Genomic DNA, 24,066 nt, shown 5'->3' with positions numbered 1-24,066 from the left:
TGTCTGGATGGTACGGCCGGCGCAGTGGCGGCATAAGCCCCTGTTCAGGCTTGTGCTTCCCGCTGTTCGGGGCCAGGAGCGACAGGGTGCGAGAAAAGCTCTCAGTCGGAGCGGCCCGCGGCGACGGCGTCGAGCTCGTCGGCGACCGGGGTGGCGCCTCCGTTGAACTCGACGACCGCACCGGCGGCTCCCGGACGCTCCAGCGCCTCGGCGACGACGAGGGCCACGTCGTCGCGCGGGACCGACCCCTTGCCGGCCCCCGTGCGGGAGGTCTCGATGGCGCCGGTGCCCGGGTCGTCGGTGAGCCGGCTGGGGCGCAGCAGTGTCCACTCCAGCCCGGACGCCTCGAGGTGCGCGTCGGCCGTGGTCTTGGCGTCGGCGTAGGCGAAGAACGGGTCGTCCTGCGGCACACCGTGATCCGGGCCGGCGCCGAAGTACGACACCATGAGGTAGCGGCGGACCCCGGCCTGCTCGGCGGCGTCCATCGAGCGGATGGCGGCGTCCCGGTCGACCGCGTAGGTGCGGGACGCGTCACCGCCCCCGGCGCCGGCCGACCAGACGACGGCGTCGTGGCCCGAGAGCAGGTCGGCGAGCTCGTCGGTGGACATCGACTCGACGTCGGCGACGAGGGCGGTGGCCCCGTCGGCCTCGACGTCGGCGGCGTGGTCGGGGTTGCGGACCACCGCGCTGACCTCGTGGGAGCGGGTGCGGAGGAGGGGGGTCAGGCGGCGGGCCACCTTGCCGTGGGCGCCGATGAGGAGGATGCGCATGGTCGGGCCAACCAGCGCACCGGCCGGTCTGTTCCGTGCGGTGGGCGTCAGCGGGGGTGGCGGGCCCGGCGGCGCAGCTCGCGGACGATGGTCGCCTGGCGCCGGACGACGAGGCTGCGGTGGTCGAGCGTGTCGTCGGCGCGGGCCTGGCGCAGCGCGTCCTCCGTGCCGGCGAGCTCCTCGATCAGCTCGCGGACCGATCGTCCGTGGGGGCTGCGGTCCTGCGTCGACGTCGCCATGACGACACCCTGCCGAGCGCGCCTCGGAGCCTCCTTCGGGCTCCCTGTGAGCTGCCTGTCAGGACGCCGGGTCGGGCTCGGGAGTCGTCGCGGGGCGGGCCGGGCGGTGCTTGGTCGCGTGGTACTCGGCGAGGCGCCGGTCGGCGTCCTTCCCGAAGAGGATGCGGGCCACCTCGCGCAGGCCGTCGGAGTCGTCGATGTCCTCGTCGCGCACGACGAGGTCGATCTTGCTGCGGCGGCGCATGAAGTCGTCGAGCGTCACGACCATCTCGTGCTCGGCGGCGGTGTACAGCTCGGCGCGCAGGTAGTCGGCCGAGCCCATGACGTCCTCGCCCATCGCCGGGTCGGCCCGGATCGCCTCGAGCAGGTCGAAGGCCCGACGGCCGTAGCGGCGCCACAGCCGGTCGCTGAGCGGCTCGGTGTCGGGCTTGGTCCGCAGGGCGTCGAGGCGCATCAGCCGGGCCTGGCGGAAGAACTCGGCGCGGGTCTGGGGAGCGGGCTCGCCGTACCAGTTCGCGAGGTCCTTCTCGAGCGGGACGCCGAGGTGCTCGACCTCGGCGGCCACCTCCTCGCCGACGTTGAGGCAGTCGGTGAGCTTCCCGCCGAGGACGGTGACGACCGCCCGCTCGTCGTCGCGCTCGATCTCGTGCTTGCGGGACAACGAGGTCCAGTCGGCCTCGGACTGGTCGCCGGCGCCCCGGCGGACGACGAGCGGGCGCACCCCGCAGCGCTCGGCGATGACGTCGTCGGGCGTCAGCGGCGTCGGCAGGTCGAGCCGGGCGTTGATCTGCCCGAGGAGGAAGGTGCGGTCCTCGTCGGTGACCTCGGTCCACGGCGAGTCGACCCGCGTGTCGGTGGTCCCGATGACCGAGCGGCGGCCCATGGGGATGACGTAGAAGAGGCGCTGCGTGTCGTCGAAGAAGGCGAGCACGCGGTCGTGGTGGGTCGTCGTCAGCCGCGGGACGACGAGGTGGATGCCCTTCGAGCAGACGATGCGGTGCTCGGTGCTCAGCCCCCACGACGCGTTGAGGTCGTCGACGAACGGGCCGGCTGCGTTGACGACCACCCTTGCGGCAGTGGTGATCTCGGCGCCGGAGTCGGTGTCGCGCAGGTGGCAGACCCAGCGGTCGCCGATGCGCGTCGCCGAGGTCAGCTCGACGTAGTTGGCGACCGCGGCCCCCGCCTCGACGGCGGAGCGGACGAACGAGAAGACGAAGCGGGCGTCGTTGTCGACGAGGAAGGCGTCGCGGTACTCGATGGCGCCGCGGACGTCGCTGGTGTCGATGACCGGCTCCTGCTCCTTGACCTCCTCGGCGTCGTAGAGGTGCGGCCGCTCGGTGCCGAACAGGCCGATGCCCCAGTAGGCGGTGGCGCCGAGCCCGGCGAACCACGGCTTGTACGGCGAGGAGTGGTCGAGGGCGGCGAGGAAGCCGATCTCCTTGATGTTGTCCGGGTAGGCCTTCATCAGCCGGTTCCGGCTGCGGCACAGGCCGAAGACGAGCGGCAGCTCGTAGTTCTCGAGGTACTTGAAGCCGCCCCAGACGAGGTTGCTCGACTCCTGGCTCGTGAAGCCGCCGAAGTCGCCGCGGTCGATGAGCGCCACGGAGGCGCCTCGTCCGGCGAGGGCAGCAGCGGAGACGGCACCGTTGATGCCGGCGCCGACGACGAGGACGTCGAACAGGCCACCGTCGATCCGCTCGATGTTCGCCGACCGCAGGCTCATGGGGACAAGCGTAGGCGCCGCCGGTCGCCGCGGGTCGCGGAGGTCTCCCGGCCGGACGCGGCCGGCTCAGAAGGGTGGGGTCTCGGGCAGGGGTGGTCGCCGGGGTGGGCGGGGTGGGTGGTCGGTGGTGGCGTGGACGGGTCGGGTGGGTCGGTGGACGTCGATGCGGCATCCGGGGCGTGGTGTGGGTGGTCCGAGGTGGTGTTCGAGGGTGAACTCGAGGTGGGAGTGGGGTCCGTCGGGGAGGACGAGGCCGGGGTTGGACGGGGGCGGCGGTTCGGGTTCGCCGGGTTTCCAGAGGGGTGGGGCGGGTCGGTGGTCGGGTGGGTCGGTGCTGCGGACCCGGCCGGTGGGGTCGGTGACGGTGTAGGTGGCGTCGGGGGTGAGGCGGGTGTGCCAGCCGGGGCGTTGCTTGGTGCGGTGGTGGCGGCGGCAGAGGGTGACGAGGTTGGCGGCGGTGGTCGCCCCCGCGGGCCAGGGGGTGACGTGGTCGAGGTCGCAGTAGCGGGCGGCGACGGTGCAGCCGGGGAAGCGGCAGCGGGTGTCGCGGGCGCGGACGAGCGCGGCGAGCTTCGCGCCGGGCCGGTAGGCGGTGGTGGCGAGCTCGTCGTCGGGGTCGAGGAGGGCGCCGGTGTCGGGGTGGGCGGTGTGCTCGTGGACGACGGTGGTCACGGTCGAGTTGCCGGTGACGAGGTCGGTGAGGGCCTTGGCGCGGGCTCGGTCCAGACGCTCGCAGGTGCCGTCGGTGAGGTACTGCTGGGCGAGGGCGTCGACGGCGGCCCACGCGTCCCGCGCCTCGTCGGAGGGGAAGGTGCCCAGCCAGGTGTCGACGCCCGGTTCGTCGACCCACCGCCGCAGCGAGGACTCCGCGCGGGCCCGCTCGGCCCGCCGACGCAGGAGTTCCGGGCTGATCCTCGCGAGGAGCCGGCGCGTACGGCGGCGGAGCCTGGGGCCGTCCTCGGTGCCGAACCAGGGGTCGAGCGACGCCACGACGGTGGCGGCCACCTCGGCCGGGCACTCCTCGAGCTCGTGCGCGACGACTCCGGCGCGGTACCCGTCGAGCCGCCCCTCGCACATCGCGGCGTGCAGCCCACCGAGCCCGGCCGACGTCCCCGCCGCCTGCTCCCCGTCGGCGGCCCGGCGGACCGCGTCCCGGACCCGCCGCTCGGCGGCGACCGCGGACAGGCGCAGCACCCCGGACACGACCGCCGGCGCGTCGAGCGAGACGTGGCCGGGTGTCCGTTGGGTCTCGACCAGCTCACCCGTTTCGAGGAGCTCGGGCTCGATCGCGGCGAGCCGGACGATGACCGAGTCCTGCGCCGCGGCGACGACGTTCGCCAGGGACTGCAGCTCCTCCAGCGCCTCGGACCACTCCTCGACGGACCCCCGGACGTCGGCGGGGGAGAGCAGCCCGGCGACGAGCGTCCGCGCTGCCCGGGCGTCGCGGACGACGTCCTGCGGTGTCGCTGTCGCAGCCATCGGCTCCCCCTCCCCTCGTGCCCCCATCCTACCCCGGACCACCGACGGAAACCACTATCCACAGGACCAAAAAGGCTGTCCGGCAACATTCTTCGCGTCGCACGGGCTTCCTCGCACGTCATTCCGGAGGCCCGGATCGATCCCGGCCCCGGCGCGCCGCGATGAGTTCTGCCCGTCCCACCGGTCAGACTGCCCGACACGCCCTCCACCACACCTAGGAGCACCCACCATGTCCTTCCAGGCCTACCTCGACACCATCGAGAAGAAGACCGGCAAGATCCCGCAGGAGCTCGTCGACGAGGCGCACGCCCGCGGCTACGGACCCGACACCAAGGCGGGCGAGATCGTCGCCTGGCTCGCCGACGAGTACGGGCTCGGTCGCGGCCACGCGATGGCCCTCGTCCACGTCGTGAAGAACGGCGCCGGCATCAGCGACAAGCACGTCGGCACGACCGGCACGCACCGCGACGAGTCCGACGTCCTGCGCCTCGACGGCCTCGCCAACCGCTGACCGGGCGGCGGACGGGATGCGCACCCTCGCGGTGACCGAGAACATCACGCTCGACGGCCGGATCGACATGGTCGGCGACTGGTTCGACTCCCAGTCCGACGATCCCGGCCTCCGGGCCGAGAACACCCGGCAGATGGCGGCCGCCGACGCCCCCCTCGTCGGACGGGAGACGTTCGAGGCGTTCCGCGGGTACTGGCGCGATCTCGACGACGACACGACCGGCGTCAGCGCCTACCTCAACCGGGTCGAGAAGCACGTCGTCTCCTCGACGCTCACCGACCCGGATTGGGCGGGCACCACGGTGCTCGGCGCGGACTGGCTCGACCGGGTGGCCGCCCTGCGCGGCGGCGAGGGCGGCGACATCGTCTGCACGGGCTCGGTGACGCTCGTCCACGCCCTCGTCGGGGCCGGGCTCGTCGACGAGTTCCGCCTCTTCCAGTACCCCGTCGTCCAGGGCGAGGGGCGCCGGCTCTTCCCGGACGGCCACACCGCGCGCGGCCTCGCCCTCGCCGACTCGACGGTGTTCGCCGGCGGCGGCGGTCACCAGCGGTGGGTCGTCACCCGCTGACGTCGCGGGCGCCTCACCCGGCCCGGGGGTCGGCCAGCACGTCCCTCCAGGAGTGCTGCGGTTCGTACCCGAGCAGCCGGCGGGCCTTGTCGATGCAGAAGAACGTCTCGCGCTCGCCCATCTCGCGCCGCACCGGCACCCCGTCGTAGAACCGCGCGACGAGCTCGGCCGTCCGGGCCGCGACCGAGTGGTCGGCGTTGGCGACGTTGAACACCTCGTACCCCAGGCCGTCGGTGCGCAGGCAGCACTCGATCGCCAGGGCCAGGTCGCGGACGTCGATGTACGCGAAGATGTTCCGCCGCCGCTGCGCCGGGTCCTCGAGGAACCCCGGGAAGAGCTCCTCGTACTCGTGCGGCTCGATGACGTTGTTGATCCGCAGCCCGTAGACGTCGGCCCCGGTCCGGCGCTGCACCGAGCGCGCCGTCACCTCGTTCACGACCTTCGACGTCGCGTACGCGTCCTCGGGGACGGTCGGGTGCTCCTCGTCGACCGGCAGGTACTCGGGGCGGCGCTCGCCGCGTGCGAAGCAGACGCCGTACGTCGTCTCGGACGAGGCGAAGACGACCTTCCGGATGCCGAGCACCGCCGCGGCCTCCAGCACGTTCCACGTCGACAGCACGTTGTTCGCGTAGGTCGAGGTGTCCGAGCGCAGGAGGATGGCCGGCACGGCCGCGAGGTGCACGATCGCGTCGTAGGCGGCCTCCTCGGGAGAGTCCAGCTCGGCGAACGAGGCGGGCATCCGCAGCGCGGAGACGAGCTGACCGAGGTCGGTGAGGTCGACGTCGAGGTCGGTGACGCCGTCGAGCCCGAGCGGCACCCGGTCGACGTTGGTCACGGTGTGGCCCTGCTCGACGAGGAAGGGGACGACGTGGCGGCCGGCCTTGCCGCTGCCGCCGGTGAGGAGGATGCGCATGCCCGCCATCCTCACACCGCCCGGCGGCGCCGACGCCGGGAGCGGTCGCTCAGAACGCGATGCGCACCCCGGTGAGCTCCTCGGACCGCTCCCAGAGCAGGCCGGCGAGCGTCTCGTCACGCGCCCACTGCGAGCGCCGGGCCTCACCCACCGGCCCCCGGGTCTCGCCGATGCCCGTCGGGCCCGAGTACGAGCCGGGGGCGGCGACGGTCGCCGCGTACAGCGGCCCCTCCGCGCCCTTCTCCGGCCCGGGGAAGAGCAGCCGCACGCCGAGCTGGCCGATGGTGCCGACGACGGGGATGGCCCCCATGCCGTCCTTGCTCGCGACGAGGTTGGTCGCCGACACCCCGGGGTGCGCGGCCGTCGAGGTGAGCGGCGACCCGGCGGCGGAGGCCCGGCGCTGCAGCTCGTCGGCGAAGAGCAGGTTGGCCAGCTTGGACTGCCCGTAGGTCTTCTGCGCGTCGTAGCCCTCGCGCGGGTTCCCCTCGAGGACCGCCCCGTCGCCGCGGTGGTGGGCGATGGACGACACCGTCGTCACCCGCGGTGCCGTCGCCTCGAGCAGCCGCGGCAGCAGCCGGCCGGTCAGCGCGACGTGCCCGAGGTGGTTGGTGCCGAACTGCAGCTCGAAACCGTCCGCCGTCTCGCGGTACCGCGGGGGTGTCATGACCCCGGCGTTGTTGACCAGCAGGTCGAGCGGACCCTCGAACCGGTCGGCGAACCGCCGGACCGACTCCTGCGAGGCGAGGTCGAGCTCCTCGACCGACACCGCTCCCGGCACCCCGGCGCGGCGGATGCGGCGCGCGGCCTCCTCGCCGGCCGCCGTGTTGCGCACCGCGAGCACGACGTCGGCGCCGTGCCGGGCCAGCTCGCGCGCCTCGACGAGGCCGATGCCCGAGTTGGCGCCGGTGACCACCGCCCGCCGTCCGGCCAGGTCGGGGATCTGCTCGAACGTCCAGCGGGTCATCGGGTGGCCTCTCGTCGGGGTCAGGACCGGGCGGCGCGCGTGCACCACCCCTCGACCCTCGAACGAGCACCGGCCCCCGACGATTCCGCGACGCCCCCCGCGACGAGGTACGCGACGGGCAGCCAGAAGCGGTGGCGGGCCACGCAGCGCACGTGGGCGTGCTCCACCGGACCGTCCGTGCTCTCCAGCACGACGCGGTCGAGCACCTCGGCGATCAGCCCGCACTCGGGGCAGCGGCTGGTGTCCATGGGTCCTCCCTCCGGTCGCCGGGTCCGGGAAGGAGGTCCCGGGTCGGCGTGGTGATACCTCGGGGGACCGGGCGACGGTGGGGCAGGATGGCCGGGTGAGGGTCGCGGTGATGGCCACCTGCCTCGGGGACGCGATGTTCCCGGAGGCCCCGCGCGCCACCGTGCGGCTGCTGCGCCGGCTCGGGGTCGAGGTCGACGTGCCGGACGCCCAGACCTGCTGCGGCCAGCCAATGGTCAACACCGGGTACCTCGACGAGGCGGTCCCCCTCGTGCGCACCACCGTCAGTGCCTTCGCGGGCTACGACGCCGTCGTCGTGCCGAGCGGGTCGTGCGCGGGGTCGGTGCGCCACCAGCACCGGATGGTCGCCGACCGGGCGGACGATGCCGCGCTGCGGCGTGGCGTGGCCGACCTGGTCCCCCGCACCCACGAGCTGAGCGAGTTCCTCGTCGACGTCCTCGGCGTCACCGACGTCGGCGCCTCGTTCCCGCACCGGGTCACCTACCACCCGACCTGCCACTCGCTGCGGATGCTCCGCGTCGGCGACCGCCCGCTGCGGCTGCTGCGGGCCGTCCACGGCATCGACCTCGTCGAGCTGCCCCGCGCCGACGAGTGCTGCGGCTTCGGGGGCACCTTCGCCGTCAAGAACGCCGACACCTCCGTCGCCATGGGGTCGGACAAGGCCCGGCACGTGCGCGAGACCGGGGCCGAGGTGCTCGTCGCCGGAGACGCGTCCTGCCTCATGCACGTCGGCGGGCTGCTCTCGCGCCAGCGGGCCGGGGTGCGCACGATGCACCTCGCCGAGGTCCTCGCGGCGACGGCTGACGACCCGGCGGGGGTGGGGTGAGGATGGCCCGCACGTTCGTCGGGATGCCGCCCTTCCCGGTCGCCGCCCGCTCCGCGCTCTCCGACACCCGGTTGCGGCGCAACCTCGCCCACGCGACGGGCACCATCCGCGAGAAGCGCGCGAGGGTCGTCGCCGAGGTCGAGGACTGGGAGGACCTGCGCCGGCAGGCGGCCGCCGTCAAGGACGCGACGCTCGCCCGGCTCGACGAGCACCTGCTCACGCTCGAGGCGGCGCTGACCGCCCGCGGCGCGACGGTCCACTGGGCCCGCGACGCCGCCGACGCGTGCGCGGTGGTCGCCGACGTGGCCCGGGCGCACGGCGTCGACGAGGTCGTCAAGGTCAAGTCGATGGCCACCCAGGAGATCGGGCTGAACGAGGCGCTGGCCGCGCAGGGCATCGCCGCCTGGGAGACCGACCTCGCCGAGCTCATCGTCCAGCTCGGTGACGACCTGCCGAGCCACATCCTCGTGCCGGCGATCCACCGGGGCCGGGCCGAGGTCCGCGAGATCTTCCGGACCCGGATGGCGGCCGCCGGCCGACCGGCCCCCGACGACCTCACCGACGACCCCGCCGCGCTCGCCGGCGCCGCCCGGCTGCACCTGCGCGAGAAGTTCCTCCGCGCCCGGATGGCCGTCTCCGGCGCCAACTTCGCCGTCGCGGAGACCGGCACGCTCGTCGTCGTCGAGTCCGAGGGCAACGGCCGGATGTGCCTGACGCTGCCCGAGGTGCTCGTCTCGGTCGTCGGCATCGAGAAGGTCGTCCCCACGTTCGGCGACCTCGACCTCTTCCTCCGGCTGCTACCGCGCTCGTCCACCGGCGAGCGGATGAACCCCTACACCTCGACGTGGACCGGCGTGACGCCCGGCGACGGACCGCAGGAGGTGCACGTCGTCCTCCTCGACAACGGCCGCACCCGGGCCCTCGCGGACGAGGTCGCGCGGCCGGTGCTGCGCTGCATCCGCTGCTCGGCCTGCCTCAACGTGTGCCCGGTCTACGAGCGCGTCGGCGGCCACGCCTACGGGTCGGTCTACCCCGGGCCGATCGGCGCCATCCTCAACCCGATGCTCACGGGGGTCGGCTCCGACCCCGCCACCGACGCCCTGCCCTACGCCTCGACGCTCTGCGGCGCCTGCGGTGACGTCTGCCCGGTGGCCATCGACATCCCCGGCCTGCTCGTCCACGAGCGGGTGCGGGTCGTCGACGCCCACCGGGCCGACCCGCGGCCGAAGCCCGAGGCGCTCGCGATGCGCGCCGCTGCTTGGGTACTCGGTGACTCACGCCGGATGGCGTTGGGGGAGAGGGCGTCCGGGCTGGCCGGTCGGCTGCGGACCCGTCGGGCAGCACCCGGTGGGCGGGGGGTCCTCGGCTGGCTGCCCTTCCCGGGCTCGCGCTGGACCGGTGCCCGCGACCTGCCGACCCCACCGGTCGAGTCCTTCCGCGCCTGGTGGCGCCGCACGGGCCGGGACGAGGGGCAGGGCCGTCGATGAGCGCCCGCGACGACGTCCTGGCCGCCGTGCGAGCGGCCCTCGGCGAGGACCGGCCGGACCTGCCGGCGGTCGACCGCTCCTACCGCGACCGTGACCCGCTCCCCGCCGGGGCCGACCTCGTCGACCTCTTCGTCGAGCGGGTCGAGGACTACCGGGCCGAGGTGACCCGGTGTGCCGCAGCCGACCTCGAGGCCACGGTCGCCGCGGCCCTGGCCGGGGCGGAACGCGTCGTCGTGCCGGATGGCCTCGACCTCGCCGTGCGCGGGGCGGTCCCCGACGCCGACCTGACGCCCACCGGGCTCGACGCCGTCGACGCGGTCGTCACGCGGGCCTCGCTCGGGGTCGCCGAGACCGGCACGCTCGTCCTCACGCACGGCCCGGGCGAGGGGCGGCGGGCGATCACCCTCGTCCCGGACGTCCACGTCTGCGTCCTGCCCGCGTCGGGCGTCGTGCGGGGCGTCACCGATGCGGTCGCGGCGCTCGACCCCGTGCGCCCGCAGACCTGGGTCAGCGGCCCGAGCGCCACGAGCGACATCGAGCTCGACCGCGTGGAGGGCGTGCACGGGCCGCGCACCCTCCACGTGGTGCTCGTCAGCGACGCGTGAGGGCGATGACCGGGATGACGCGCGTCGTCTTCTGCTCGTAGGACCGGAAGCCCTCCGACATCGCGGTGAACCGGGCCCACGCGGTGTCGCGCTCCTCGCCCTCGAGCACGCGCGCCCGCACCTCGACGGTGCCGTCGTCCGGTGTCTCGATGGCCGCGTCCGGGTGGGTGCGGAGGTTGTGGAACCAGGCGGGGTTGTCCGGGGCGCCGCCCTTGGAGGCCGCGACGAGCCAGGTGTCGTCGCCGTCGCGGATGGCGGCGACGGGGCTGACCCGCTCGGTCCCGGTGCGAGCGCCGGTGTGGTGCAGCAGCACGAGGCCGCGGCCGAAGCCCATCGTCTGCACCGTCCCGCCGTTGGCGCGGAACTCCTCGATGATGTTCTGGTTCCAGTCGGACACGGTGGCGCCTCTCTCGTCGGTCTGCCCCCGTGCCAACCGCCGGTCCGGCGGTCGTGTTCCGCCGCGCCGTCAGACGGCGGGCTGCCAGCCCTCGCGCCCGGCCTCCGCGTCGCTGCGCAGGATGCAGAACTCGTTGCCCTCGGGGTCGGCGAGGATCACCCACCCGGTGCCGGGCCCGTACTGGCCGCGGTGGTCGGAGACCTCGACGGCGCCGTGGGCGAGCAGCCGGGCGAGCTCGTCGTCCCGGCTGCCCTCGACCGGGACGAGGTCGAGGTGGATGCGGTTCTTGCCGACCTTGGTCTCGGGGACCTCGATGAAGAGCAGCCGGTGCGAGCCGTCGCGCGCGAGGACCACGCACTCCTCGTGGCCGGGCTCGTTGGGGTCGCCGGCGACGTCGACGTAGTCGAGGACGCCCTTCCACCACTCGGAGAGCTCGTAGGCGTTGCGGCAGTCGATCGTCGTGTGCGAGACGCGTGCGGTCATGGGCGCCACCCTGTCACCCGCTGCCGCACGGGGCCAGCGGTTTCGCGCTCAGGCGTGGATGGCGGCCGGGATGCCGTCGGAGAAGACCTCGGGCGGGTCCGGCAGCGACCGGGAGAGCCCGGTCGCCCGCCGGGCGGCGGTCCACGCGACGGCGCAGGCGTCGAGCACGTCGTCGGCGGCATAGCCCCGGCCCTCGAGCACCGACGGGCGGGCGACGCCGGCGGCGGCGAGGGCCTCGAGGCGCGCGGCCCGGCCCTCGGCGGTCTTCTTGCCGGGGAGCAGCGGGGCGCCGGCCATCGTCGCGAACGAGACCTCGGGATGGACCTCGAGGACCTCGACGGTCGGCCGTGAGCGCACCCAGGCGTCGACCTCGAGGATCTTGGCGCGCAGCGCGAAGGCCTGCGACCCGACCCCCTGGCCGCTGAGCGACCGGTTGACGGTGTCGGCCGAGGCCCGGTCGTCGGCCGCGTACGCCGCGCGGGTGAGCGTCGTGAACACCGACGACGCCTTGCCGGGCAGCGCCTGCCGGGCGAGGGCATCCGCCCGGCGGGTCGTGCTGTCCGGCAACCCGATCGGGATGTCGATGCCGACGACGCGGACGTCCGCGGACTCGCGGACGGCCTCGACGAGCTCGGCGACCGTCGCGGCCACGACGACCCGGGGCCGCGGCGCGCCGGGCTCCAGCAGCGCCCCGACCCACCCGGCCTTGCAGCCGTCGACGCCGAGCACCGGCACGGTGACCTCGACCGGCGTCGCAGCACCGATGTCCCCCTCGCCCGCCGCGTCCTCGTCGACGAGCCCGGCGACCGCGCCGAGGACGAGGTCGAGGGTGACCTCGAACTCGGCACCGAAGGACCAGCCAGGCCGCAAGGCGTGCTCGCGGGCGAACTCGGTGAAGTGCGGGAAGGCGGCCGCGGTGGCCTCGTCGACGATCTCGCCCTCGATGACGGCGAGCTCCTCCTGGTCGGCGAAGGGCAGGGCCAGCTCCTGGACCATGAAGCCGTAGAGGTGGGCGTCGACGAGGGCGAAGACGTGGCCGGTGGCCGCCAGCGAGAAACCGGCCCGGCGCAGGCAGCCGAGCACGGCGTCGTGGTGGCCGACGGCCTCCGGTCCCGGTGAGCGCCGCGCGTCCATGAGCCCGACCGCCCAGCGGTGGCGCAGGAGGACCTCGCGGCCGACGACGGAGCGGCGACGCAGCTCCTCGCGCCACGGGCGCCCGGCCACCGGTGCGTGGAACTCGGCGAAGACGGCGTCGACCATCGCGTCGAGCAGGGCGTCCTTGTGCGGGACGTGGTGGTAGAGCGACATCGCCTCGACGCCGAGCCGGCCGGCCAGCGCGCGCATCGAGAGGGCCGCGAGCCCGGACCCGTCGGCGAGCGAGACGGCCTCGGCGACGATCCGCTCCCGGGTCAGGGCGGGGCGCTCCGGGCGGGGGGTGCGTGGGGGCACGGGGCTCCTCGGGGCGGTGGGGTCGGCTGGGCGGGCTTGCGCCATCTTACGGCGTAAGGCTACCGTGGCGCCCATCAGCGGTGACTTACGGTGTAAGGGAGATGGGCGTGCGAGCGATCGTGCAGGACGAGTACGGCGGCACCGACCGCCTCCGACGGGACGAGCTGCCGGACCCGGTCCCGGCCCGTGGCGAGGTGCTCGTGCGCGTCGGGGCGGCGGGGATCGACCGCGGCACGGTCCACGTGATGACCGGTCTGCCCCGCCTCGCCCGGTTGGGGCTCGGGCTGCGGAGGCCGAAGCCACGGCACCGCACCCCGGGTCGTGACGTCGCCGGCACCGTCGTGGCCCTCGGACCGGACGTCACGGGGTGGGCGGTCGGCGAGCGCGTGTACGGCACCGCCGACGGCTCGTGCGCGGAGCTGGCCGTCGTGCCGGTCGCCCGCCTCGCCCGCCGCCCCGAGCGGCTGGCGGTCGAGGAGGCGGCGTCCGTCCCGGTCTCCGGGCTGACCGCCCACCAGGCCCTCCGCGGCGCGGGCGTCGGACCCGGGCAGCGGGTGCTCGTCGTCGGGGCCTCGGGCGGTGTCGGGTCGTTCGCGGTGCAGCTCGCCGTGGCGGCCGGCGCCGTGGTCACCGGGGTCTGCAGCGCCGCGAAGGCCGACCTCGTCCGCGACCTCGGGGCGGCCCACGTGATCGAGCACGAGCACGCGGACATCGAGTCCGAGGGCGTCCGGTACGACGTCGTCCTCGACATCGGCGGCCACCGGCCGGTCCGGCGGCTGCGGCGGGTCCTCGCCCCGCGCGGCACCCTCGTCGTCGTCGGCAGCGAGACGAGCGGACGGTGGCTCGGGGGCCTCCAGCGCTCGGTCGGCGCGGCGCTCCTCTCGCCGTTCGTCCGGCAGCGGCTCGTCATGCACGTGGCGGCGGAGCGCGGGAGCGACCTCGCCGAGCTGACGCCGCTCCTGGAGTCCGGGGCGGTGCGACCGCACATCGAGCGCACCTGGCCGCTGGAGGAGGCGGCCCGGGCGATCGAGCACGTCGCGGCCGGCCGGGCCCGCGGCAAGGTCGTCGTGGTGGTCGACCCCTCGGCCTAGCGCCCGTCCTCGGTGAGGAAGTCGAGCGCCTGGGCCGCCGTCCAGCCGTCCGGGTGGCGGCGGAGCAGCTCGCGGGCCCCGGCGAGGTCCTCGCCGAGGGTGACGAGCGGGGGCTCGGCGTACCCGTCGCGGCGCTGCTGGCCCAGTCCCACGGTCGCCGTCAGCCCGTTGCACAGGCAGCGGCGGCCCTCGGTCTCCTCGAGGGTGCCGCCCTTGCGGAGGAACATCGCGACGGGCTCGGCGCCGCACCGGAACCCGACCGACCCGTCGGGGCGCTCGTAGGGCTGGCGCAGGTACGAGAGGTCGCAGAGGCGCGGGCGGTCGGCGGCCACGGCGGGGTCGCTCGCCGTCCCGGGCAGGTCGACGACCTTGAACGGGAACCCGGTCGGGCTGGCGCGCGGGTCGTTGCGGACCACGAGGTCGCCCGCGGCGAGGCGGCCGAGCAGGTCGCGGCGGACGGCGTCGGTGAGCCCGGACTCGGCGCAGAGCGCGAAGACCGTCCCCACCTGGATGCCCTCGGCCCCGGCCTCGCGGGCGGCGGCCAGGCCGTCGGGGCTGCCCGTCGCGCCGGCCACCCAGAACGGCAGGCCGAGGGCGGCGACCTTCGCGAGGTCGGCCTCGTCGCGGACGCCGTAGACCGGGGCCCCGTGCTCGTCGAGCTGCATCCGGCCGCGCGGCGGCGCGGAGTGCCCGCCGGCCGGCGGCCGCTCGACGACGAAGCCGTCGGGCCGGATGTCGGGGTCGCGGTGGAGGTAGGACGCGAGCTGGTCGAGCGAGACGATGGCGAGGAAGCGGGGGCGCTCGAGGGCCGGCAGGTGCTCGCCGAGGAGGGCCGCGGGGTCGACCTCGACGTGGTGCGCCCGGGTGCTGCCCGCGACGTCCACGGTCAGCCGCCCGACCCGACCGGCCGCGAGCGACCGCAGCAGCTGCGGCACCTCGCGCGGGATGCCGGCGCCCATGAGGACGTGGTCGACGCCGGCGAGCATCGCGCCGAGGACGGCTGCGGGCGTGGCGAGCTGGATCTTCTCGAGGCAGTTGACCCCGACGACCCCGTCGTGGCCCTCCCGGGCCAGCCACACCTCGGTGAAGGTGCCGAGGACGGCGAGCTCCTGGCCGGCGCGCGACGGGCGCAGGCCGATCTTGGGCACGGGACGGTAGGGCGTGCCGGAGGGCCGCCCGCCGTCGACGAAGTACGTGGCGAGGACGCGCTCGGCGAGGTCGCGGTGCGGGAAGGCGGCCAGCGCGCGCCGGTAGTGCCCGCCCGGGTCGCCGTCCTGGAGCACGCGCGCCAGCACGGCGTCCATCGCCGTCCCCGAGACGACGCCGAGGTGCCCGGCCCGGGAGACCGCCCGGGCGAGGCGCCACCCGGAGACCGCGACGCCCATCCCGCCCTGGACGACGACCGGGTGGGGGCGGCCCGCGGCACGGGCGGACCCGCGGCGGGGGGTGGGGGTCAGCACGGCGGCCATGGCGTCCTCGCTCTCGGGCCGCGGGTTACGGGACCGTAGGTTTCGCGACCGTAACCTACGGTAGCGTAGGTTACGGTCGCCGTCACCGGTCGTCCCGGTTGGCGTTCTCAGCGAACGCACGGCTCCGGCCACCGGGCGGGCGACCCCCTCCGAGGACGTCGTCCGCCCGGTGGCCGGGCCGGGTCTCAGCGGCTGGTGGCCGCGATCTCCTCGCCCGCCGCGGGCGGTGCCTCGTGGGCGGGCTCGTCGTCGATCATCCTCGACTCGTCGAACGGGCGCCTCCCGGCGAGGACCTCCTCCATCTGCTCGCGGTCGATCGCGCCGACCCAGGTGCCGATGAGGACGGTGGCGATGGAGTTGCCGGCGAAGTTGGTCAGGGCCCGCGCCTCGCTCATCAGCCGGTCGATGCCGACGATGAAGCCGACGCCGTCGACGAGGTCGGGGCGGTGGCTCTGGAGGCCGCCGGCGAGGGTGGCCAGGCCGGCGCCGGTGACGCCCGCGGCGCCCTTGCTCGCGATGATCATGAAGACGAGCAGGCCGATCTGCTGGCCGATGCTGAACGGCTTGTCGAGCGCCTCGGCGATGAACAGCGAGGCCATCGTCAGGTAGATCGCCGTGCCGTCGAGGTTGAAGGAGTAGCCGGTCGGCACGGTGATGCCGACGACCGGCCGGGAGACCCCGAGGTGCTCCATCTTCGCGATGAGCCGCGGCAGGGCCGACTCCGACGAGGACGTCGAGAGGATGAGGAGGAACTCGCGGGCGAGGTACTTGAGCAGCGACCAGACGTTGACGCCCGCGACGACCCGCAGGATCGTCCCGAGGACGACGAAGACGAAGATCAGGCAGGTGGCGTAGAAGGCGACCATGATGAGGCCGAGGCTCTTCAGCGCGTCGAGCCCGGTGGCGCCGACCACGGCGGCCATCGCCCCGAAGGCGCCGACCGGCGCGACCCACATGATCATCGCCATGAGCCGGAAGACGAGCTTCTCGAGGTGCTTGATGCCGCGGAGCACGGGCTCGCCGGCGCCACCCATCTTCTGGAGGGCGAACCCGACGAGGACGGCGACGAGGAGCGTCTGCAGCACCGAGCCCGAGGTCAGCGACGAGACGAGGGTGTCCGGCACGAGCCCGAGGAGGAACTCGGTCGTCGACTCCGCCTCGGCCGAGACCTGCGACTGGCCCGACTTCGCGAGCTCGTCGGTGAGGTTGAGCCCGGCGCCCGGCTGGACGATGTTGCCGACGACGAGCCCGATGGCCAGGGCGACGGTCGACATCGCGAGGAAGTAGCCGAGGGCCAGGCCGCCGACCTTGCCGACCTGCGCGGCCCGGCGGACCGAGCCGATGCCGAGGACGATCGTCACGAAGATGACCGGGCTGATCATCATCTTGATGAGGTTGACGAAGAAGGTGCCGAGCGGCTTGAGCTCCTTCCCGAACTCCGGGAAGAGGAAGCCCACGGCGATGCCGAGGAGCATCGCGACGATGACCGCGATGTAGAGGACGTGGGTCCGGTCCCGACGGGGAGCGCTGTCGCTCCCGCCGGGGGTGGGGTCGGTGGGCGCGGCTGCGGTCATCGGTGACTCCTTCGTCAGGGGACGCAGGGGCGCCGCGTCCACCGGACAGGCTGGCCCCCGGCGCCGTTATCGTCACCGTTGTGTACGCAGTGTTCACGCGCGACGACGCGGGCCGGGCCGGCCGCAGCGTCGCCGCGCAGACCACCGCGCTCGTCGTCGCCCTCGTCTTCGGGGTGATCGCCGCGGGGCTCGCGGCCGCGTACGTCCAGGCCCGCCGGGCGGTCGCCGACGAGGCCACCGCGCGGGTGCTCGCCGTCGCGCAGTCGGTCGCCGCGGAGCCCGACGTCGTCGCGGCGGTCGGCGACGGGGACGCCGGGGGCGTGCTCCAGCCGCTCGCCGAGGCGGTCCGCGTGAACACCCGCACCGACTTCGTCGTCGTCATGAGCCCCGACGGCATCCGCTACAGCCACCCGAACCCCGAGCAGGTCGGCCGCCGCTTCGTCGGCCACATCGAGGGGGCGCAGGCCGGCGGGACGGTCGTCGAGGACTACACGGGGACCCTCGGCCCGAGCCGGCGCGCGGTCGTGCCGGTGCTCTCCGGCGGGCGGGTGGTCGGGCTCGTCGCGGTCGGCATCGGCAAGGAGGCGGTCAACGCCCGGCTCGCCGACGAGCTGCCGCCGCTCCTCGTCGCCGGGGCGGTCGCCGGGCTGCTCGCCGCGGTCGGCACCACCCTCATCGCGCGCCGGGTGCGCCGGCAGACCCGCGGGCTGCGCGCCGCCGAGCTTCAGGCGATGCACGACCACCACGACGCCGTGCTGCACTCGGTGACCGAGGGGCTCGTCCTCGTCGACCCCGAGGGGCGGGTGCGGCTGGCCAACGACGAGGCCCGCCGGCTGCTCGGGCTCCCCGAGGACCCCGCCGGGCGGGAGGTCGCCGAGCTCGGCCTGGCCGCCCCGCTCGTCGCCGCGATGACCGACGCCGACGTCCGCGAGGACGACCTGCACGTCACCGGCAGCCGGGTGCTCGTGCTCAACAAGGCACGCGCGCACCGCGACGGCGAGGACCTCGGGTCGGTCGTCACCGTGCGCGACCGCACCGACCTCGAGGAGCTCACCGGCGAGCTCGGGGCGGCGCGCGGCCTCGCCGAGGCCCTGCGCTCGCAGGCCCACGAGTCCGGCAACCGGCTGCACACGATGGTCTCGCTCATCGAGCTCGGCCACCCCGAGCGGGCGGTCGAGTTCGCCACCGGGGAGCTCGAACGGGCGCAGCAGCTCACCGACGTCGTCGTCACCGGGGTCGAGGACCCCACCGTGTCGGCGCTCCTGCTCGGCAAGGCCGCCGAGGCCCACGAGCGGGGCGTCGAGCTGGTCATCGACCCGGGGCTGCGCTGGCCGGCCGACGTCGGCACCGCGCGCGACGTCGTCACGGTCATCGGCAACCTCGTCGACAACGCCGTCGACGCGGTGACCGGGGTGGACGGCGTGCGGCGGGTGTCGCTGCGCTCCCGCGACCTCGGCGACCGGGTCGAGCTCGTCGTCGCCGACACCGGTCCCGGCATCCCCCCGGAGCTGCGCTCGCGCGTGCTGGAGCGTGGGTTCTCCACGAAGTCCGGTGGGGGACAGGCGGGCCGGGGCATCGGGCTGGCGCTCGTCCACCACACGGTCGAGCGGCTCGGCGGCACGCTGGCCATCGACGACCCTCCGGGCGCGACGGTCACCGTGACCCTGCCGCTGCGGGGGCCGGCGTGAACGGGTCGGAGGCGGACATCCGGGTGCTCGTCGTCGAGGATGAGCCGGTCGCCGCCGAGGCGCACGCCACGTACGTCGGCCGGGTCGAGGGGTTCGTGGTGTCCGGGGTCGTGCACACCGCCCGCGACGCACTGCAGCACCTCGGGTCGGAGCCGGTGGAGCTCGTCCTCCTCGACATGGGCCTGCCCGACGTGCCCGGGCTCGACGTCGTCCGGGCGATGCGGGCCGGCGGCCACCGGGCCGACGTCGTGGCCGTGACGTCGGTGCGCGACCTCGAGATGGTGCGCGCGGCCGTCTCGCTGGGGGTCGTGCAGTACGTCCTCAAACCCTTCGTCTTCGGCACGCTGCGCGACCGGCTGCTCGCCTACCGGGAGTACCGCGCCCAGGTCGGCGGCGGGGAGGTCGACACCCAGGCGCAGGTCGACACCGTCTTCTCCCGGCTGCGACCGCCGGGGGCCCCCACCGTCCCCAAGGGGATGACCGAGGAGCTGCTGGCCCGGGTGTCCGAGACGGTGCGGGAGGCGCCGGCGGCCCTGTCCGCGGCCGAGCTGGGCGGTGCCGTCGGGGTCAGCCGGGTCACCGCGCGCCGGTACGCCGAGCACCTCGTCGAGGCCGGCCGGGTGGTGCGCGGCAACCGGTACTCCGGCGGCGGGCGCCCGGAGGTGACCTACGCCTGGGTCGCCGGCTGACCTGCGACGACCCGCGAATCCACCTGCACCTCGGGAGCGGTGCGTCGCACCCCGGGTGACAGGGTGAGGTAATGCCCGACTCCTCCCGCCTGACCCGCATGCTCGAGCCGTGGCGCGGCGCCCCGGCGACCGACGTCGACGCCACCGACGTCGACGTGCACCGCCGCCGCGGGGCCGCCGCAGGCGTCGAGGGGGTCGCCGTCTCGGTCAACCGCGGCGCCGGCCAGATGGGGCCGCTGCGCACCCTCGGCACCCTCCGTCGCCTCAACCAGGTGCACGGCTTCGACTGCATGGGCTGCGCCTGGCCGGACCCCGACCCGGAGCACCGCTCCTTCGCCGAGTTCTGCGAGAACGGCGCCAAGGCGGTCGCGGAGGAGGCGACGAGGCGCCGCGCCGACCGCGAGTTCTTCGCGCGCCACCCGGTGGCCGAGCTCGCGACGTGGAGCGACTACCAGCTGGGCCAGCAGGGTCGCATCACCGAGCCGATGCTCCTGCGCGAGGGCGGGACCCACTACGAGCCGGTGTCGTGGGAGGAGGCCATCGGCGTCGTCGCCGACACCCTCCGGGGCCTGGACTCACCGGACGAGGCGGTGTTCTACACGAGCGGGCGGGCCTCCAACGAGGCGGCGTTCACCTTCCAGCTCCTCGCCCGCGCGTACGGGACGAACAACCTCCCGGACTGCTCGAACATGTGCCACGAGTCGACGTCGGTCGCGCTCGCGGAGTCGATCGGGATCGGCAAGGGGTCGGTGACCCTCGAGGACATCCACGAGGCCGAGCTCGTCGTCATCGCGGGCCAGAACCCGGGGACGAACCACCCGCGCATGCTCAGCGCGCTCGAGAAGTGCGTGCGGGGCGGTGGGCGCATCGTCGCCGTCAACCCGTTGCCGGAGACCGGGCTCATGAAGTTCGACAACCCGCAGACCGTCCGCGGTCTCACCGGCGTCGGCACCGACCTCGCGACCGAGTTCCTCCCGATCCGACTCGGCGGCGACCTCGCGCTGTTCCAGGCGCTCGGCGCGCTGCTCCTCGAGCGGGGTGCCGTCGACCAGGACTTCGTCGACCGGCACACGACCGGCTTCGAGTCGTGGAAGCAGCACGTCGCCGACCTCGACTGGGACGTCGTCGACCGGGCGACCGGCCTGCCCCGCGAGCAGATCGAGCGCGTCGCCGACCTGCTGGCGGCCTCGTCGCGCACGGTGTTCTGCTGGGCCATGGGCGTGACGCAGCACAAGCACGCCGTCCTGACCATCAAGGAGATCACGAACCTCGCTCTCCTGCAGGGGAACATCGGCAAGCCGGGCGCCGGCCTGTGCCCGGTGCGCGGCCACTCGAACGTGCAGGGCGACCGGACGATGGGCATCTGGGAGAAGCTGCCGGCTCACTTCGCCGAGGCGCTGCGCCAGGAGTTCGGGTTCGACCCGCCGGCCGAGCGGGGGCACGACGTCGTCAACACCGTGCGCGCCCTCCAGGAGGGGAGGGTGCGGGTGATGGTCGGCCTCGGCGGCAACTTCGCCGCGGCGACGCCCGACTCCGAGCTGACCCACGAGGTGCTGCGCTCCCTCGACCTCAACGTCCAGGTCTCGACCAAGCCCAACCGCACGCACGTCCTCCCGGGCCGGCGGATGCTCATCCTCCCGTGCCTCGGGCGCACCGAGCGCGACGTCACGACGGCGGGCTGGCAGGGCCTGACCGTCGAGGACTCGATGAGCTCGGTGCACCTGTCGGTCGGGCGCAACGAGCCGGCGAGCGAGCACCTGCACGGCGAGCCGTGGATCGTCTGCCGGATCGCCGAGGCCCTGCTCGGGTCACGGCCCGAGGGGTCGTCGATCGACTGGGCGACGATGGCCGAGGACTACGCGGCGATCCGCGGTCACATCGGCAACGTCGTCCCGGGCTGCGACGCCTACGACGCCAAGGTGCAGCGACCCGGCGGCTTCGTCCTGCCACACCCGCCGCGCGACACCCGCACCTTCGAGACGCCCTCCGGGAGGGCGGAGATCGCGGTCAACCCGATCGAGGTCCTCGAGGTCCCCGAGGGCCACCTCCTCCTGCAGACCCTCCGCAGCCACGACCAGTTCAACACGACGATCTACGGGCACGACGACCGCTACCGCGGCCTCGCCGGCGGGCGGAACGTCGTCATGGTGCACCCGGACGACCTCTCGGCCCTCGGCCTGGCCGACGGCGAGGTCTACGACGTCGTGTCCGTGTGGACCGACGGCTCGGAGCGCGTCGCGCACGGGTACCGCGTCGTCTCGTACCCGACCGCGCGCGGGTGCGCGGCCGCCTACTACCCGGAGTGCAACGTCCTCGTCCCGCTCGACCACGTCGCCGAGGGGAGCAACTGCCCGGCGTCCAAGGCGGTCGTCGTGCGCTTCGCGCCCGCGGGGTCGTGCGAGCGGCACGACTCGGGGACACGGGTCAAGGCGGGCACCGACCGCTCGCACCGCAGCGACGTCGAGCCGCACCACCTCAGCTGAGGCGGGCCGCCGCGCTCAGCCGCCGGCCTGGAGGCGCAGGCCGGCGAGGAGGAGGTCGAGCCCGGCCCGGAACTGGTCGGTGTCGTCGTGCGCCTCGAACTCGTCGGCGATCTCGTGGAGGTATGGGAAGGCCTCGGCGTCCAGCTGCCGCCACTGCTCGACGGTGGCGGCGAGGTACTCGTCGCGGTCGACCTCGCCGGAGAGCACCTCGGCCGGCGGCTCCTGCCCGAGGTCGGCGGCCGTGCCGACGACGAAGCCGACGACCGCCGAGACGGCGTGGAAGCGCTGGCGCGCGGTGAGGTCGAGGCGCAGCGCCTGCTGGCCGAGCGTCTCGAAGAGCCGGAGCGCGTTGGGCTGCACGAGCGTGTTGCGCATGAAGTAGGCCCCGAGCCACGGCCGGTCGACGATCGCGTCGAACAGGGTGACGGCGATGGTCCGCAGGTCGTCGACCGGGTCGCCGCCGCCGACCTCGGCGACCGCGGCGAGGACGTCGGCCAGCACGTGGTCGGAGGCCCGGTCGAGGAGCTCGTCCTTGCTCGAGACGTACCAGTAGATGCTGCCGACGCCACCCCCGAGCCGACCGGCGAGCGCCCGGAAGTTCAGCCCCGCCTCGCCGTGCTCGTCGAGCAGCGCGACGGTCTCGGTGAGCACCGACTCGAGGGAGTGCGAGGCCCGCCGCCGGGCCCGCGGCGGTCGGCCGGACTCGCGCCCGCTCTCCGCGCCGCGACCGCGCCGGACGGCGGGTCCGCGGGCGTCGCGGGGGCTGCGTCGCTGAGGGGGCACGGCCCCATCAGACCACACCGGGGAGGCAGCGGGTTGCGTCGGATCGAACATCGTTCTATCGTATCGAACTGTGTTCGAGAACCGAACGTCGTTCGATCGAGAGGAGGGGCCATGACGACCACCGCCACCACGCCCTCATCCCGCACCTACCCCTCGCTCCGCGCCGCGTGGATCCCCCTCGCCGCGCTCTGCCTCGCCTTCTTCGTCGAGATGGTCGACAACACCCTCCTGACGATCGCGCTGCCGACCATCGGCCGCGACCTCGGCAGCGGCACGACCGCGCTCCAGTGGGTCACCGGGGCCTACTCGCTGACCTTCGGCGGCCTGCTGCTCACCGCCGGGTCGATGGCCGACCGGCTCGGCCGGCGCCGCGTGCTGCTCGTCGGGCTGGCCGTCTTCGGCCTCGTCAGCCTGACCGTGGCCGCGGTCTCGACGACCGGCGAGCTCGTCCTCGTGCGTGCGGCCCTCGGCGTCGCCGCCGCGGCGATGGCCCCGATCACGAACTCCCTCGTCTTCCGGCTCTTCGACGGCCAGGAGCTCCGGATGCGCGCGATGACGGTGATGATCGTCGTCGGCATGTCCGGGTTCGTCCTCGGCCCGCTGCTCGGGGGCACCGCGCTCGCCCACGTCCGCTGGGAGTGGCTGCTCCTCGTCAACGCGCCGATCGCGCTGCTCGCGTGGGTCGGCGTCCGGCTGGGCGTCCCCGCCGACCGCCCCGAGGACCTCACCGACGACGCCCTCGACCTGCCGGGCGCCGTGCTGAGCACCGCCGCGATCGGCCTCGGTTGCTGGTCGCTGACGAGCGGGGTCGAGCACGGGTGGCTCGCACCGCTCACCGTCGCGTCCGTCGTGGGCGCCGTGCTCGCGGTGCTCGCCTTCGTCCGGCACGAGCGCCGGACCTCCGCACCGATGCTCGACCTGGCCCTGTTCCGTACTGGCACGGTTCGCGGCGCCACGCTGGCGCAGGTCGGGACCTCGATCGCGATGGCCGGCGTGATGTTCGGGCTGATCCTGCACTTCCAGTACGCGTACGGGTGGAGCCCGGTGCGGGCCGGCCTGGCCAACCTGCCGATGATCGTGACGATGCTGCTCGCGTCGCCGGTGTCCGAGTGGCTCGTCCGGCGCTTCGGCCACCGGGTCGCCTGCCTCGTCGGAGCCGGGCTCCTCACCGTCTCCCTGCTCGGGATGGCGTGGGGCGTCTCGCACGGCTACCTCGCGATCGCCGCCTCGATGGTCGTGCTCACGCTCGGCCTGCGCACGGTGATGACGACCTGCGCCGTGGCCCTCGTCGACGCGATGCCGGCCAACCGCACGTCGCTCGGCACCGCGCTCAACGACACGGCCCAGGAGGTCGGGTCGAGCATCGGGACCGCCGTCGTCGGCACCCTCGTCGCGCTGCTCGTGACGACGGTCCTCCCGGCCGGGACGTGGGGCGCCGACCTCGTCGCCTCGTTCTTCCGGGGTGAGCGGGTCACCTACCTCGTGCTCGCCGTCGTCGTCGGGGTCGTCGCGACGTGGGGGGCCTCGACCCTCACCGACTCGCGGAGCACCGACGAGCACGGCGCCGAGGCCGAGGCGGCGGCCGAGCGGGCCGCCGCCTGACCTCGG

General features: G+C 74.4%; 23 protein-coding genes. 10 read left to right on the top strand and 13 right to left on the bottom strand.

The window, feature by feature from the left end; genetic code table 11:
- Positions 1-101 precede the first annotated feature (101 nt).
- The 4 genes from JQN70_RS02575 to JQN70_RS02560 form a co-directional block, all read right to left on the bottom strand.
- On the bottom strand, positions 102-770 hold the full coding sequence (locus JQN70_RS02575; protein WP_204129731.1) for an SDR family oxidoreductase: 669 nt from the start codon (positions 768-770) through the stop codon (positions 102-104).
- 47 nt (positions 771-817) lie between these two features.
- The gene (locus JQN70_RS02570; protein ID WP_204129730.1) at positions 818-1,009 is read right to left on the bottom strand and encodes a hypothetical protein; all 192 of its coding nucleotides are present in this window, start codon (positions 1,007-1,009) and stop codon (positions 818-820) included.
- A gap of 58 nt (positions 1,010-1,067) precedes the next feature.
- A complete protein-coding gene (locus JQN70_RS02565) occupies positions 1,068-2,732 on the bottom strand; it encodes a glycerol-3-phosphate dehydrogenase/oxidase (protein ID WP_204129729.1) in 1,665 nt (554 codons plus the stop codon).
- Positions 2,733-2,798: 66 nt separating this feature from the next.
- Positions 2,799-4,211, bottom strand: a complete 1,413-nt coding sequence (locus JQN70_RS02560; protein WP_204129728.1) for an HNH endonuclease signature motif containing protein — start codon at positions 4,209-4,211, stop codon at positions 2,799-2,801.
- A 229-nt stretch (positions 4,212-4,440) separates the two neighbouring features.
- Between JQN70_RS02560 and JQN70_RS02555 the strand changes: the two genes are divergently transcribed.
- A complete protein-coding gene (locus JQN70_RS02555; protein ID WP_204129727.1) occupies positions 4,441-4,722 on the top strand; it encodes a DUF4287 domain-containing protein in 282 nt (93 codons plus the stop codon).
- A gap of 16 nt (positions 4,723-4,738) precedes the next feature.
- Positions 4,739-5,290: a dihydrofolate reductase family protein gene (locus JQN70_RS02550; protein WP_204129726.1), complete on the top strand. Its 552-nt coding sequence runs from the start codon at positions 4,739-4,741 to the stop codon at positions 5,288-5,290.
- A gap of 13 nt (positions 5,291-5,303) precedes the next feature.
- Here the strand turns inward: JQN70_RS02550 and JQN70_RS02545 are convergent, their stop codons facing one another.
- Genes JQN70_RS02545 through JQN70_RS02535 form a run of 3 tightly spaced genes read right to left on the bottom strand, consistent with a single transcriptional unit; the run spans position 5,304 to position 7,415 of the window.
- A complete protein-coding gene (locus tag JQN70_RS02545) occupies positions 5,304-6,203 on the bottom strand; it encodes an NAD-dependent epimerase/dehydratase family protein (protein ID WP_204129725.1) in 900 nt (299 codons plus the stop codon).
- 49 nt (positions 6,204-6,252) lie between these two features.
- Positions 6,253-7,167 carry an SDR family oxidoreductase gene (locus tag JQN70_RS02540; protein ID WP_204129724.1) on the bottom strand — a complete coding sequence of 305 codons (915 nt, stop codon included), beginning with the start codon at positions 7,165-7,167 and terminating at the stop codon, positions 6,253-6,255.
- 20 nt (positions 7,168-7,187) lie between these two features.
- Complete coding sequence (locus JQN70_RS02535; protein WP_204129723.1) at positions 7,188-7,415, bottom strand: hypothetical protein; 228 nt, start codon at positions 7,413-7,415, stop codon at positions 7,188-7,190.
- Between the two features lie 110 nt (positions 7,416-7,525).
- On the opposite strand from JQN70_RS02535, the gene JQN70_RS02530 reads away from it, so the two are divergent.
- Genes JQN70_RS02530 through JQN70_RS02520 form a run of 3 tightly spaced genes read left to right on the top strand, consistent with a single transcriptional unit; the run spans position 7,526 to position 10,352 of the window.
- Positions 7,526-8,260 carry a (Fe-S)-binding protein gene (locus JQN70_RS02530; RefSeq protein WP_204129801.1) on the top strand — a complete coding sequence of 245 codons (735 nt, stop codon included), beginning with the start codon at positions 7,526-7,528 and terminating at the stop codon, positions 8,258-8,260.
- 2 nt (positions 8,261-8,262) lie between these two features.
- A complete protein-coding gene (locus JQN70_RS02525) occupies positions 8,263-9,747 on the top strand; it encodes a lactate utilization protein B (RefSeq protein WP_204129722.1) in 1,485 nt (494 codons plus the stop codon).
- Complete coding sequence (locus JQN70_RS02520) at positions 9,744-10,352, top strand: LutC/YkgG family protein (protein ID WP_204129721.1); 609 nt, start codon at positions 9,744-9,746, stop codon at positions 10,350-10,352. Before JQN70_RS02525 ends, JQN70_RS02520 begins: the two co-directional genes overlap by 4 nt.
- On the opposite strand, the gene JQN70_RS02515 is transcribed toward JQN70_RS02520, so the two are convergent.
- The 3 genes from JQN70_RS02515 to JQN70_RS02505 form a co-directional block, all read right to left on the bottom strand.
- On the bottom strand, positions 10,339-10,749 hold the full coding sequence (locus JQN70_RS02515; RefSeq protein ID WP_204129720.1) for a nitroreductase/quinone reductase family protein: 411 nt from the start codon (positions 10,747-10,749) through the stop codon (positions 10,339-10,341). The two genes, JQN70_RS02520 and JQN70_RS02515, sit on opposite strands and share 14 nt — an antisense overlap.
- 69 nt (positions 10,750-10,818) lie before the next feature.
- Positions 10,819-11,232 carry a VOC family protein gene (locus JQN70_RS02510; RefSeq protein WP_204129719.1) on the bottom strand — a complete coding sequence of 138 codons (414 nt, stop codon included), beginning with the start codon at positions 11,230-11,232 and terminating at the stop codon, positions 10,819-10,821.
- Positions 11,233-11,280: 48 nt separating this feature from the next.
- On the bottom strand, positions 11,281-12,681 hold the full coding sequence (locus JQN70_RS02505; RefSeq protein ID WP_307835777.1) for a DUF429 domain-containing protein: 1,401 nt from the start codon (positions 12,679-12,681) through the stop codon (positions 11,281-11,283).
- Between the two features lie 101 nt (positions 12,682-12,782).
- On the opposite strand from JQN70_RS02505, the gene JQN70_RS02500 reads away from it, so the two are divergent.
- Positions 12,783-13,772: an NAD(P)-dependent alcohol dehydrogenase gene (locus tag JQN70_RS02500; protein WP_204129717.1), complete on the top strand. Its 990-nt coding sequence runs from the start codon at positions 12,783-12,785 to the stop codon at positions 13,770-13,772.
- On the opposite strand, the gene JQN70_RS02495 is transcribed toward JQN70_RS02500, so the two are convergent.
- Together JQN70_RS02495 and JQN70_RS02490 are read right to left on the bottom strand one after the other, a co-directional pair.
- Complete coding sequence (locus tag JQN70_RS02495; RefSeq protein ID WP_239110403.1) at positions 13,769-15,241, bottom strand: nitronate monooxygenase; 1,473 nt, start codon at positions 15,239-15,241, stop codon at positions 13,769-13,771. The genes JQN70_RS02500 and JQN70_RS02495 overlap by 4 nt on opposite strands.
- A gap of 185 nt (positions 15,242-15,426) precedes the next feature.
- Complete coding sequence (locus JQN70_RS02490) at positions 15,427-16,815, bottom strand: cation:dicarboxylate symporter family transporter (RefSeq protein ID WP_204129716.1); 1,389 nt, start codon at positions 16,813-16,815, stop codon at positions 15,427-15,429.
- 80 nt (positions 16,816-16,895) lie between these two features.
- Here JQN70_RS02490 and JQN70_RS02485 point away from each other — a divergent pair, with 80 nt between their 5' ends.
- The 3 genes from JQN70_RS02485 (at position 16,896) to JQN70_RS02475 (ending at position 21,675) form a co-directional block, all read left to right on the top strand.
- Positions 16,896-18,503 (top strand): sensor histidine kinase, encoded by a 1,608-nt coding sequence (locus JQN70_RS02485; protein WP_307835775.1) that lies wholly within the window; start codon positions 16,896-16,898, stop codon positions 18,501-18,503.
- The gene (locus JQN70_RS02480) at positions 18,500-19,192 is read left to right on the top strand and encodes a response regulator (protein ID WP_204129715.1); all 693 of its coding nucleotides are present in this window, start codon (positions 18,500-18,502) and stop codon (positions 19,190-19,192) included. Before JQN70_RS02485 ends, JQN70_RS02480 begins: the two co-directional genes overlap by 4 nt.
- A gap of 71 nt (positions 19,193-19,263) precedes the next feature.
- Positions 19,264-21,675, top strand: coding sequence for an FdhF/YdeP family oxidoreductase (locus JQN70_RS02475; protein WP_204129714.1), 2,412 nt, complete (start codon positions 19,264-19,266; stop codon positions 21,673-21,675).
- Between the two features lie 15 nt (positions 21,676-21,690).
- On the opposite strand, the gene JQN70_RS02470 is transcribed toward JQN70_RS02475, so the two are convergent.
- Positions 21,691-22,458, bottom strand: a complete 768-nt coding sequence (locus JQN70_RS02470) for a TetR/AcrR family transcriptional regulator (protein WP_307835774.1) — start codon at positions 22,456-22,458, stop codon at positions 21,691-21,693.
- A gap of 111 nt (positions 22,459-22,569) precedes the next feature.
- Between JQN70_RS02470 and JQN70_RS02465 the strand changes: the two genes are divergently transcribed.
- Positions 22,570-24,060 carry an MFS transporter gene (locus tag JQN70_RS02465; protein ID WP_204129712.1) on the top strand — a complete coding sequence of 497 codons (1,491 nt, stop codon included), beginning with the start codon at positions 22,570-22,572 and terminating at the stop codon, positions 24,058-24,060.
- Positions 24,061-24,066 lie beyond the last annotated feature (6 nt).

The organism is Phycicoccus sonneratiae, assembly GCF_016887965.1.
Lineage (GTDB): Bacteria > Actinomycetota > Actinomycetes > Actinomycetales > Dermatophilaceae > Phycicoccus > Phycicoccus sonneratiae.
Note: the sequence above shows the minus strand (reverse complement) of the source record. Positions and strands in the feature narration are given on the sequence as shown.

What these genes read in the sequence shown, in the direction of transcription:
- JQN70_RS02540 (WP_204129724.1), bottom strand. Translation starts at nt 7,167, where the DNA reads ATGACCCGCTGGACGTTCGAGCAGATCCCCGACCTGGCCGGACGGCGG.
- JQN70_RS02525 (WP_204129722.1), top strand. Translation starts at nt 8,263, where the DNA reads ATGGCCCGCACGTTCGTCGGGATGCCGCCCTTCCCGGTCGCCGCCCGC.
- JQN70_RS02530 (WP_204129801.1), top strand. Translation starts at nt 7,526, where the DNA reads ATGGCCACCTGCCTCGGGGACGCGATGTTCCCGGAGGCCCCGCGCGCC.
- JQN70_RS02490 (WP_204129716.1), bottom strand. Translation starts at nt 16,815, where the DNA reads ATGACCGCAGCCGCGCCCACCGACCCCACCCCCGGCGGGAGCGACAGC.
- JQN70_RS02520 (WP_204129721.1), top strand. Translation starts at nt 9,744, where the DNA reads ATGAGCGCCCGCGACGACGTCCTGGCCGCCGTGCGAGCGGCCCTCGGC.
- JQN70_RS02555 (WP_204129727.1), top strand. Translation starts at nt 4,441, where the DNA reads ATGTCCTTCCAGGCCTACCTCGACACCATCGAGAAGAAGACCGGCAAG.
- JQN70_RS02500 (WP_204129717.1), top strand. Translation starts at nt 12,783, where the DNA reads ATGGGCGTGCGAGCGATCGTGCAGGACGAGTACGGCGGCACCGACCGC.
- JQN70_RS02465 (WP_204129712.1), top strand. Translation starts at nt 22,570, where the DNA reads ATGACGACCACCGCCACCACGCCCTCATCCCGCACCTACCCCTCGCTC.
- JQN70_RS02475 (WP_204129714.1), top strand. Translation starts at nt 19,264, where the DNA reads ATGCCCGACTCCTCCCGCCTGACCCGCATGCTCGAGCCGTGGCGCGGC.
- JQN70_RS02570 (WP_204129730.1), bottom strand. Translation starts at nt 1,009, where the DNA reads ATGGCGACGTCGACGCAGGACCGCAGCCCCCACGGACGATCGGTCCGC.
- JQN70_RS02565 (WP_204129729.1), bottom strand. Translation starts at nt 2,732, where the DNA reads ATGAGCCTGCGGTCGGCGAACATCGAGCGGATCGACGGTGGCCTGTTC.
- JQN70_RS02575 (WP_204129731.1), bottom strand. Translation starts at nt 770, where the DNA reads ATGCGCATCCTCCTCATCGGCGCCCACGGCAAGGTGGCCCGCCGCCTG.
- JQN70_RS02545 (WP_204129725.1), bottom strand. Translation starts at nt 6,203, where the DNA reads ATGCGCATCCTCCTCACCGGCGGCAGCGGCAAGGCCGGCCGCCACGTC.
- JQN70_RS02550 (WP_204129726.1), top strand. Translation starts at nt 4,739, where the DNA reads ATGCGCACCCTCGCGGTGACCGAGAACATCACGCTCGACGGCCGGATC.
- JQN70_RS02510 (WP_204129719.1), bottom strand. Translation starts at nt 11,232, where the DNA reads ATGACCGCACGCGTCTCGCACACGACGATCGACTGCCGCAACGCCTAC.
- JQN70_RS02535 (WP_204129723.1), bottom strand. Translation starts at nt 7,415, where the DNA reads ATGGACACCAGCCGCTGCCCCGAGTGCGGGCTGATCGCCGAGGTGCTC.
- JQN70_RS02495 (WP_239110403.1), bottom strand. Translation starts at nt 15,241, where the DNA reads ATGGCCGCCGTGCTGACCCCCACCCCCCGCCGCGGGTCCGCCCGTGCC.
- JQN70_RS02560 (WP_204129728.1), bottom strand. Translation starts at nt 4,211, where the DNA reads ATGGCTGCGACAGCGACACCGCAGGACGTCGTCCGCGACGCCCGGGCA.